General features: G+C 28.4%; 11 protein-coding genes. All 11 read left to right on the forward strand.

Annotation, left to right across the window (positions count from 1 at the left end):
- Window positions 1-10 precede the first annotated feature (10 nt).
- The 11 genes from MSROBK_RS01830 (at window position 11) to metG (ending at window position 11549) form a co-directional block, all read left to right on the forward strand.
- On the forward strand, window positions 11-334 hold the full coding sequence (locus MSROBK_RS01830; RefSeq protein ID WP_040092797.1) for a hypothetical protein: 324 nt from the start codon (window positions 11-13) through the stop codon (window positions 332-334).
- 118 nt (window positions 335-452) lie between these two features.
- Window positions 453-3299, forward strand: coding sequence for an excinuclease ABC subunit UvrA (gene uvrA, locus MSROBK_RS01835; protein ID WP_040092798.1), 2847 nt, complete (start codon window positions 453-455; stop codon window positions 3297-3299).
- Window positions 3300-3302: 3 nt separating this feature from the next.
- On the forward strand, window positions 3303-4427 hold the full coding sequence (locus tag MSROBK_RS01840) for a bifunctional folylpolyglutamate synthase/dihydrofolate synthase (RefSeq protein WP_040092799.1): 1125 nt from the start codon (window positions 3303-3305) through the stop codon (window positions 4425-4427).
- Between the two features lie 3 nt (window positions 4428-4430).
- A complete protein-coding gene (locus MSROBK_RS01845; RefSeq protein WP_040092800.1) occupies window positions 4431-5123 on the forward strand; it encodes a folate family ECF transporter S component in 693 nt (230 codons plus the stop codon).
- A gap of 170 nt (window positions 5124-5293) precedes the next feature.
- Entirely contained in the window at window positions 5294-6535 is a 1242-nt protein-coding gene (locus tag MSROBK_RS01850; RefSeq protein WP_040092801.1) for a DnaD domain protein, read from the forward strand.
- A 28-nt stretch (window positions 6536-6563) separates the two neighbouring features.
- Window positions 6564-7475 (forward strand): ATP-binding protein, encoded by a 912-nt coding sequence (locus MSROBK_RS01855; RefSeq protein ID WP_040092802.1) that lies wholly within the window; start codon window positions 6564-6566, stop codon window positions 7473-7475.
- A complete protein-coding gene (locus tag MSROBK_RS01860; RefSeq protein WP_040092803.1) occupies window positions 7447-7710 on the forward strand; it encodes a hypothetical protein in 264 nt (87 codons plus the stop codon). The genes MSROBK_RS01855 and MSROBK_RS01860 overlap by 29 nt, the downstream gene beginning before the upstream one ends.
- A gap of 93 nt (window positions 7711-7803) precedes the next feature.
- Window positions 7804-8085, forward strand: a complete 282-nt coding sequence (locus MSROBK_RS01865; RefSeq protein WP_040092804.1) for a hypothetical protein — start codon at window positions 7804-7806, stop codon at window positions 8083-8085.
- 132 nt (window positions 8086-8217) lie between these two features.
- The gene (gene gap / locus MSROBK_RS01870) at window positions 8218-9216 is read left to right on the forward strand and encodes a type I glyceraldehyde-3-phosphate dehydrogenase (protein WP_040092805.1); all 999 of its coding nucleotides are present in this window, start codon (window positions 8218-8220) and stop codon (window positions 9214-9216) included.
- A 184-nt stretch (window positions 9217-9400) separates the two neighbouring features.
- On the forward strand, window positions 9401-9856 hold the full coding sequence (locus MSROBK_RS01875) for a hypothetical protein (protein ID WP_040092807.1): 456 nt from the start codon (window positions 9401-9403) through the stop codon (window positions 9854-9856).
- A 109-nt stretch (window positions 9857-9965) separates the two neighbouring features.
- The gene (gene metG, locus MSROBK_RS01880) at window positions 9966-11549 is read left to right on the forward strand and encodes a methionine--tRNA ligase (RefSeq protein WP_040092809.1); all 1584 of its coding nucleotides are present in this window, start codon (window positions 9966-9968) and stop codon (window positions 11547-11549) included.
- The last annotated feature ends 5 nt before the right edge of the window (window positions 11550-11554 follow it).

The raw sequence follows: 11554 nt of genomic DNA on the forward strand, positions 1-11554 counted from the left end.
GGAGGAAAATATGAAACCAGAATTAAAAGAATTATTATTAGAAATTAAAACAAAAATTAATGATGATAAACTTTTTCGCGATTTTGTTGGTGAAATTTTAAATGAAGCTAATTACAATAACTATTATGAACAATCAGTTGCTGATGAAGAAATTGCAGAGCAATTAGTTGAGATTTATTTTATTGAAAATTATAGTAGTGATGAAGAAGTTTCAGAACTAAAAGAAAAAATTATGAAAATTTTATTCTTCTTAGAAGGACAAAAAGAATTAGTTAAAGAATATGCCTATTTTATTGAAAATAAAGTAAGTCAATTTGCTACAGAACTTAACTAATTTTATTAATCGGACAGCAAATGTTAGATTTTTTTTAAACTATATTTGCATTATTTTTAAAAAATAATATCATTTTACTATGTTACTTTTACAAAATAATAATTAAGAAGGTGAAAAAATGGGAAAAGATTGGATTGTTGTTAAAGGAGCACGTGAAAATAATTTAAAAAATATTGATGTTCAAATTCCAAAAGATAAATTAGTTGTTTTTACTGGCTTATCTGGGAGTGGAAAATCATCATTAGCTTTTAATACTATTTATGCGGAAGGTCGTCGACGTTATATTGAAAGTTTGTCGAGTTATGCTCGTCAATTTTTAGGTGGAAATGAAAAACCAGATGTTGATGCAATTGATGGATTATCACCAGCAATTTCAATTGATCAAAAGACAACTAGTCATAATCCCCGAAGTACAGTTGGAACGGTAACGGAGATTTATGATTATTTGCGATTGTTATACGCTCGGGTTGGAACCCCTTATTGTATTAATGGCCATGGTGTTATTAAGTCAGTAACAATCAAGGAAATTATTAATAATTTAAAACAACTTTTAAACGAAGGTGAAAAGTTTATGATTTTATCACCAGTTGTGCGTGACAAAAAAGGGAGTTTTAAAGATTTATTTGCACGATTAAAACAAGAAAGTTTTATTCGGGTAAAAGTTAATGGTGAAATTAAAACATTAGATGAAGAAATTGAGTTAGACAAAAATAAACGACAAAACATTGATATTATTATTGACCGATTAGTGTATAAAAATTCGGAAGATTTATTGAGTCGGATTCATGATGCAATTGAAGTTGCTTTAAAATATGGAAATGCTTTAGTGAAAATTGATTTTGTTGATCAACAAAAAGAAACGTTATTTTCAACAAATTATTCATGTAATATTTGTGGTTTTGTGATTCCAGAATTAGAACCACGATTATTTTCTTTTAATTCACCAGCTGGAGCTTGTAATGAATGTAAAGGGTTAGGAGTGAAATTAGAAGTTGATGAAGATTTATTAATTCCAAATCGTTCACTATCAATTTTGCAAGGAGCAATTGTTTATTTAAAAAATATTGTTAACACAACAAATATTGAATGACAAAAATTTAAAGTTTTAGCAGAGCACTATCACATTGTTTTAGAACAACCAGTTAGTGATTTGGCAAAAGAACAGTTAGGATATTTAATTCGTGGTAGTGATGAACCAATTGAGTATAATTTTAAAACAGCAAGCGGTAATATTATGCGTGGTTATGATTATATTGAAGGAGTTGGGCAATTAATTGAACGGCGCTATACGGAAACTGCTAGTGAAACTGCTCGGGAATATTACAAACAATTTATGACAGATAAAAAATGTGGAACTTGCCAGGGGAAACGATTAAATGAAATTCCATTGTCGGTAAAAATTAATAATATTAGCATTTCTGATTTTACCGATTTATCAGTTGAAGATGAATTAAAAGAAATTTTAAATTTAGTTTTAACCGAATCACAACAAGAGATTGCACGATTAGTTATTAATGAATTAGTTAATCGTCTTGATTTTTTAAACCGTGTTGGTTTGAGTTATTTAACATTGTCACGGAATGCCTCAACTTTATCAGGGGGAGAAGCACAACGAATTAGATTAGCAACACAAATTGGAAGTCAACTAACTGGAGTACTATATGTGTTAGATGAACCATCAATTGGATTACATCAACGTGATAATGATAAATTAATTGAAACCTTAAAAAGTTTACGTGACTTGGGAAATACTTTAATTGTTGTTGAACATGATGAAGATACAATTCGTGCCAGTGATTATGTTGTTGACATTGGTCCACGGGCAGGAATTAATGGTGGTGAAGTTGTTGCTGCTGGAAGTATTGAGGACATTAAACAAAACCCAAATTCAATTACTGGAAAATATTTGACGGGTGAATTAGAAATTACAGTACCAACTAAACGTCGTGGTGGTAATGGTCTAACATTAGAGATTAAAGGAGCGCGTGAAAATAATTTAAAAAATATTAATGTAACAATTCCTTTAAATAAATTTGTTTGTTTAACCGGAGTTTCTGGTAGCGGGAAGTCAACATTAATGAATGAAATTTTATGAAAAGGAATTAAAAAAAATCTTGGATTGGCAACTGATCGCCCTGGTGCTCATGATAAAATTGTTGGGATTGATAACATTGATAAGGTTATTAATATTTCACAAGATCCAATTGGAAAAACGCCACGGAGTAATCCAGCGACGTATACTTCTGTCTTTGATGACATTCGTGATTTATTTGCAAATACAAATCAGGCAAAGGCCCGTGGTTATTTAAAGGGGCGTTTCTCTTTTAATGTGCCTGGTGGGCGTTGTGAGAATTGTCAAGGTGATGGAATTATTAAAATTTCAATGCATTTTTTACCAACGGTTTATGTTCCTTGTGAAGTTTGTGAAGGAAAAAGATATAATGATGAAACATTATTAGTTAAGTTCAAAGATAAAAATATTTATGATGTTTTAGAAATGACAGTTGATCAAGCTTGTGAATTTTTTGCAAAGCAACCAAAGATTAACCAAAAGTTAGCAACAATGCAAGAAGTTGGTTTGGGTTATATTAAGTTAGGACAATCAGCAACTGAGTTGTCAGGTGGTGAAGCACAACGAGTTAAATTATCAACATTTTTATTAAAACGAACAACAGGAAAAACATTATTTTTATTAGATGAACCAACAACGGGGTTACATGTTGATGATGTTAAAAGGTTATTGTTAGTTTTAAATAAAATTGTCGATAATGGTGATACGGTTGTTACGATTGAACATAACTTGGATGTAATTAAAGTAGCAGATTATATTATTGACTTAGGGCCAGAAGGTGGTGTTGGTGGCGGAACTGTTATTGCAACAGGAACACCAGAACAAATTGTGGCAAAAAATGATATTAGTTATACCGCTCAATATTTACAACCATTATTGGATAAGGGAAAATAATTGATGGATGTTAAGAAACAACTTTTTAAAGCTGCTTTGTTTAAGAAAGAGTATAATTTAACAAAACTATTAGTAGAAAAATATCATAATGGACAAGATAAAATTCAAGTTATTAATGTTGTTGGAACTAATGGCAAAGGTTCTGTTTCTAATTATTTGCAACGCCAACTAATGTTGAATTATAAAAAAGTTGGTCTTTTTACTTCACCAGCATTTTTAAAGCACAATGAACGAATTAAAATTAATAACCAAGTTATTAGTGATAATGATTTAAAACGAATTATTAAAAGTATTAAAAACGAAATTGAAACTTATCAGTTAAATTTTTTTGAAATTTGAGTTTTAATTTGTATTAAATATTTTTTAGAACAACAAGTTGAAATTGCTGTTATTGAAGCTGGCATTGGTGGACGATTAGATGCAACTAATGTTTTTAATAATCAACTAGCGGTGTTATTGACTTCATTTGATTATGACCACACCGAAGTTTTAGGAACAGAATTAGAAAGTATTATTCAAAATAAAGTGGGAATTGTTAAAAATGATTGCCAACTTTTTATTAGTGCAAGTTGTCAAAAATATTTTTCTGTTATTGCAAAATATCTTAATTCGGATAGAATTATTACAAGCGAAGTTTATCCGCAAGCAATTAATTATTATCAGGAATTTAATGTTGGATTAGTAATTAAGTTTTTGACAGTTTTTAAGTTTAAAATTAACTATGCACTTTTTAAAGTAAATCCGGTCTTGGGCCGTTTTACCCAGTTGAGTAAAAATCCGTACTTTATTATTGATGGTGCGCATAATCCAGAAGGAATTCGTGCTTGCATTCATACATTTGAAACGTTAAATAATTTAAATCATAATGAGGTGCTAGTGTTATATGCATCATCGCAAAAGAAAGATTATTTGCAAAACTTAACGTTGTTAAAAGAACATTTTGGGACAAATTTATATATTACTGCTTTTAAAAACCCAATGTCGTGAGATATTACGGACATTAATTTTCATAATAAAGTTAAAAATTGAAAGAAATTATTATTACAAAATAAAACAAAAAATATTTTAATTTGTGGATCGTTATATTTTATTCCGTTAGTATATCAGTTTTATTTAGAAAGGATGTAAAGTATGTTGTATTTATTAACAAATATTGGCGCTTGATTAGGGATTGCCCTGTTACTTGGAATTGGCGCTTGATTAGATTATAAAAATTTAAAAAAAATTAATATTTTAACAATAACAATCACAAGTCTATTGATTGCATTATCAGTTATTTTAACAAATTTAATTGGTTACACAATTCCAATTACAGGAGGAATTAAGTTAGCATTAGGTAACTTTTTAATTTTTGTTGTTGGAATGTTATTTGGGCCTTTCTTTGGTGTTTTAAGTGGAATTGCCACTGATACTTTAGGAGCCTTAGTTAATATTCAAGGAACTTACCATGGTGGTTTTGCCTTTAATCTTGTCCTTTATGGTTTTATGGGCAGCATTGTTTTTCTTTCTAAAAATGAAAAATTCTGAATTATAAAAACAATTATGTTATATATTATTTCCTTTATGTTAATTTCATTTGGATTTAATGTTTTATGACTATATTCAATTGGTTGAAATTCAGTTGTGTTAGGAGCAACATTTATTGCAAAAGCCGTTAAGTTTCCAATTCAAATGGCAATTTATTTACCAATGACAATTTCTAATTTTACTATTTTATATAAATTAATTACATCACGGCACAGCATTACTTTGTGGTGTGCGCAAAACAAGGCGTTAGCATTAATGCCATTTAAATTTAGAAAACGTAATTCTTCTAATAATTAAAAATTGTTTATATGTGCAAAACTTTTAAAAATCTAATAAAAATAAGACTTTTTATTAAAAATATTTGTGGATAACTAAACAGATATTATGATTTTGTTAATTTATATTTACTTATTATTTGTTAGTTGTAATATTATTAGTGAAATTTAAGTGAAGAGGAATGTGAAAAAATGTTGGGGAAAGTGGTTACATATTTAATAAAACAAGAAAACCAGTTATCAGATGATGAACGTATGCTGCTTTTATGTTTATATCGTCCAATTATTGGCGATAAAGCACATATGTTATATCTTGCTTTTACAGCACAAAATTTTGTTTTAGAATTAAATATTAAGTATCAATTAGACCATCTTTTATTATTATTACAAATGACATATGAAGAGTTTTTGACAGCAAAAAATAAATTAGAAACAATTGGATTGTTAAAAATGTTAAAACGCGAAAATGGTGCGCATCATATTTTAAAACCGCAATTACCTATTTCTGCAATTGCTTTTTTTGAAAATAAAATCTTAAGTGAGCACTTATTAAATATTGTTGGCGGTAAATGTTTTGCAATTATTAAAGCTAAATTTAGCGAAGCAGATTATTCTAATGTTACTAATGAACCAGCACCACCACTAAATAGGACCAATGTTAATTTAGATTTTGTTTATATTGATAAGTACTTAGTAGCTAAAAACGCCAATCATAAATTATATCTCCCATATCGTGAAAAAATCATTCAACTAGCAAATTATTACCATGTTTTAACAAATAATCTTGCTATTTTTATTTATAAGAGTATTGAACTAGTTGAGCAAAAACGTATTTTTAATTATGAAAAATTTCAACATTTATTATCTGATTTTCATCAAAAAACAATTTTGAAAAAACAAATAACTGGAGAGCAGTTAAACTTAACTGTTAATGAAGAAAATGTTGTAAGGCCAACAAATATGTTAGAAGCAAAAATTAATGAAATGACATCAATTGATCCAATTGAATATTTAACTTTATTACGCGAAAACACAAAACCAACGCCAATGGAAATTGATTTAATTCGTGATTTAATTGTTAATTATTCGTTAAAGCCAGGGGTTGTTAATTGCTTAATTGAATATGTTTGGTTTAAAAATTCTCGTCGAATTGAAAGAAAATATTGTGAAAAAATTGCAAATACTTTTAATCAATTACAAATTGACACAGTTGATAAGGCAATGCAACATTTACGTAGTGCTTATGCGAAGACGCAAAAAAATAAAATTGCAAAAGAAACAATTAAAAGTACTACTTATAAATTTAAAGAAACAACGGCGAAAGATAACATGGCAGCGTTAGAATATAATAAACTTTATGAACAAAAACGACAAAAACGAGAAGAAGAAAAGGTTGACCTTAACCAATTATTAGATGATTTAAAAAACTTATAAAATAATTTTCAAAAGAGGAGACACAGGAATGACAAAACTAAATTTGTTAGAACAAATTAAGAGTAATGAAGAGTTAATGCTTAATTTGCAAGCAATTGCTTTTGATGTTAATGATTATGAAAAGTTTAGTTCGCTCTTTGAAGAATATTTAAATAATTATCATTACTGTGAATCTAGTCCGAATTTATTATTGTGTCAACAACAATTTAAAGGTTATAAATATTATTTTAAAAAAGAAGCTGACAAGTTATTTTTAACACGGGTTGAGTGTAACCATACTATAACATTGAACGAAGTAAACAAAGTTAAAAATAATTATCTTTACTATGACTTTAGTGATGAGTTATTAAAACTTCGTTTAAATGATATTAAAAAAGATGAAAACTTCAATAATATGCATCAGATTATTGGTGAAATGGTTAAATTTGTTAAAGGACAACGCCAAAAAGGATTATATATTTATGGTGAACCGGGGGTTGGGAAAACTTATTTATTAATTAGATTAGCTAATGTTTTAGCAAATAATAATCGGAAGGTTGCTTTTATTTCAGTAATTAATTTAATTAACCGCGTAAAAGAGTCATTTAATATTTTTAATAACGAATCCTCGTTAGTTGTGGACTTATTACGAGCCGATGTTTTATTTTTAGATGACATTGGTGGAGAAACTGTTTCACCATGAGTTCGTGATGATTTATTATTTCGAATTTTAAATGATCGGATCAGCCGCCAGTTACCAACTTTTTTTTCTTCTAATTTTACAACAACTGCATTAACAACAATTTATGCTAATGTTAAAAATGAAATTGGTGATAAGGAAATTAATAAGGTAAAAGCGTTGCGGATTGTTGATCGGATTCGAGGACTGGCAACAGAATTAGAATTGATTGGAAGTAGTAGGAGAAGTGATAATGATTATGCTAAAGTATGAACTACATAAATATTTTTTTAAAGGATATGATCAAAAAAATAAGGTGCAAGATATTTTATATTTAGATGTTCAAAAATATTGATATGAACCACAAGTTGGGATTAAAGTAATAACAAAAGATAAAAAAGAATATCTAATTAAAAATTATTGATTTGATTATGATAAACCAGACCCAGATGATAAGCTTAAGTTTGAATGTTTTGAACGTGATTTACATCGAATTTTATTTTTAAATGAATGATAACAAGACAAAGAAGCATTTATTGATAAACATTATTTATCATTAGAAAAATTCAATCTTTTAAAAGAACAAAAACAAAAAATTCTGGCCGAATATTTGGCTGTGCATGAAACGCTAGCAAAAGATGATCCAGCATATCGTAGTTTAGAAGCTTCTTTTAGTTTATTAAAACATAAAACACGGCCAGAAATAGTACAAGAATTAACGGAAATGGCAGAATATTATGCAATGGATATGAAAGAATTTGAAAAGCTAAAGCAAGCAAATTCGTTGTTAGCTTTTGAAGCGATTGCATTAGATTTATATGGTGACCCATTATTATTTGAAGCAGCAGTTGATGATGAAAATGAGTTTTTAATTCACAATGAAGATTTCTAGTTTTTTGTGCTTGCTTTATTTGGATATTTTCTAAATTTCTTGCAAATTAAGGAACGAGGTTGTAAAATAAGAGTAAGGATGCAATGTTTTATTGCAGACTAAGTTATTAAACTAGTAGAGGAGAAAGAGTAGATGACAAAAATTGCAATTAACGGATTTGGACGTATTGGCCGTTTAGCATTTAGAAAATTATTTGAAGAAAAAAATGTTGAAATTGTCGCAATTAATGATTTAACAGATGCAAAAACATTAGCAACATTATTAGAACTTGATTCAGCCCAAGGGGGATGAATGCGTGGAAAAATTTCTTCAGAAGAAAATGCTATTATTGTTAATGGAAAGAAAGTAGTTGTTTGTGCAGAAAAAAATCCAACCGCTTTGCCATGAGGGAAATTAGGAGTGGATGTTGTTGTTGAATCAACAGGAAGATTTGCTGATAAAGCAGGAGCTTCACAACATATTACAGCAGGAGCAAAAAAAGTTTTAATTTCAGCGCCAGCAAAAGGAACTGATGTTAAAACGATTGTTTACAATGTTAACCATAAGGATATCACAAAAGATGATACTGTTATTTCGGGAGCAAGTTGTACCACAAACTGTTTAGCACCAATGGCTAAAGTTCTAGATGAAAAATTTGGAATTGAAAAAGGATACATGACAACTGTTCATGCTGTTACAAACGACCAACGTTTATTAGATTTAGCTCATGATGATTTAAGAAGAGCGCGCGCTGCCTGTTCTAATATTGTTCCAACTAAAACTGGAGCAGCCGCAGCCGTAGCATTAGTATTGCCACAATTAAAAGGTAAGTTTGATGGAATGGCGTTACGTGTCCCAACAATTACCGGTTCAATTGTTGACTTAGCAGTTGAATTGAAAAAAACAACAACAGTTGATGAAATTAATAATGCAATGAAAGCAGCTGAATCAGAAACTTTTGGTTATAATACGCAACCAATTGTTTCATCAGATATTATTGGCGAATCACATGGATCAATCTTTGATGCCACATTAACAAAAATTATTGAAGTTGATGGGAAACAATTAGTTAAAGTATATGCATGATATGATAACGAAATATCATATGTATCACAAATGGTACGAACATTATTATACTTTGCAACAGTTTAATTAAAAGTAAGAAGCACTAAAAATTTTTTAGTGTTTTTTATTTTTTTAGAAAAATATATTTCTTATGTTATGATAATTATATATAAGAAACTAATCTTATAATTAATAAAACTGAATAATAATACCTTTTGCGTATTTATAACAGTGCTGTTAAATGGCTGAAGTATTGAAGGAGATTATTAAAATGAAGAATCCTATTTTAGAGAAACACTTTCATAATATTCGCGACCAATTAAAATTAGTCTTAAGTATTGAAAAAATTCGTGATTCCACTAATCCGATTCAATTGTTATATGACAATGTGCTTTGAATTCGAAATAGTGGTCGTGTTATTACTGAAGATGATTTTACATATCGATTGGAATTAGCGTTAGCTGACACCTATAAAACATTATCGCTGCGAATTGATTCCTTATTGTTAAATGCTAAAACATTATCTTTTAGTTATTTCAAAGAGAAATTAGATGTTAAAGTTTACAATAATAAATTATATAAACAGGCAACTAAGATTTTAAAGGAAAATTACGATAATCGTATTGATGACATTGATTTTATTTATATTGCTTATCAAATGACAGAATTGCTAGGAGAAGGCTTACGTAGTATTTCTTCTCGCAAACTAAGTGAAGTAACAAGATAAATTATTGTTAATGAAAAATAGTTATAATGATAACTATTTTTTTATTTATCTGATAAACAGAAAATGCGATATAATTTATATTAGCAATTATAAAAATGAGAGGGATATTATGAGTCAGAACAAGAAATTATTTTATGTTACAACCCCAATTTATTATCCAAGTGCCCAATTACACATTGGCCATGCTTATACAACAACCTTAGCGGATATTTTAAACCGTTATAAGAAGTTAGATGGCTATGAAACCTTTTTCTTAACCGGTAGTGATGAACATGGTGAAAAAATTGAAAAGAAAGCAAAAGAAGCGGGTGTTACACCATTTGAATTTACAACAATGATTGTTAATAATTTTAAGTTATTATGAAATAAATTAGGCATTGAGTATTCAAAATTTATTCGCACAACAGATCAGGCTCATGAACAAGGGGTTCAAAAGATTTTTAGTAAATTATATCATAAAGGAGATATTTATTTAGGTGAATATGAGGGCTTATATTGTGTTAGTTGTGAGGAGTTTTTAACAGAATCACAATTAGATAAAATAACGCAGCAATGTTTGGTGTGCGGGAACAAACCAAAGAAAGTTAAAGAAGAAACTTATTTTTTTAAAGTTTCAAAGTATAGCCAGTTTTTAATTAATTATTATAATTCTCACCCAACTTTTATTGAACCAGAAGCTAGAAAAAATGAAATGTTAAATAATTTTATTCTACCAGGATTAACTGACTTGTCAGTAACAAGAACAACTTTTTCGTGAGGAATTAAAACATTAGAAAATAACAAACATATTATTTATGTTTGAATTGATGCGTTATCTAATTACTTAACAGCATTAGGTTATTTATCAGAAGATGAAACATTATTTAATAAATTTTGAAATAACACAAATGTTGAAATTTTGCAATTATTAGGAAAAGAAATTGCTCGGTTCCATACCATTTATTGACCAAGTATGTTAGAAAGCTTGGGGTTACGTCAGCCAAATAAACTTTTATCCCATGGTTGAATTTTATTCAAAGATACAAAGATGAGTAAATCAATTGGTAATGTTGTTGACCCATTATATTTAATTTATCAGTATGGTCGTGATGTTTTAAGATTTTATTTAGGATATGAAATTCCAACTGATCATGATGGGAAATTTTCTTATGAAATGTTTTTAGAATCATATAATACTCATCTAGTCAATAATATTGGAAACTTAGTATCACGTGTCAGTAATATGATTAGCAAATATTTTAATGGGGAACTTTTATCGCAAGGAACATTAAAAAATGATTTAATTGATAGTTGTTTGTTAGCAATTAAAAATTATCAAATAGTAATGAATAATTATCAAATTGCAAAAGCATTAAGTATTGTTTTAGAATTATGTAATAAAGCAAATAAATATATTGAAGAAAGTAAACCATGAGAATTAGAAAAGAATCAAGAAACAACCCAATTACATACAACATTAGCAACGCTAGCTTATGTTATTATTGTTAGTGCCTTTTTATTACAACCAGTATTAATTGATCACGCGCAAAAAATTGCGGATTACTTTAACATTGATTTACAAAATTTAACATTTTCAACAATTTTAAGTCAAGAAATGATATATAATAAAAGGATAGAGAAAAAAGCAAATTTATTTGAACGTTTAAATGTTGAACAAGAATTAAAACGAATTGAAGCAGAATTAAATCAGTAAAATAA

It is taken from the genome of Spiroplasma poulsonii (assembly GCF_009866525.1).
GTDB lineage: Bacteria > Bacillota_I > Bacilli_A > Mycoplasmatales > Mycoplasmataceae > Spiroplasma > Spiroplasma poulsonii.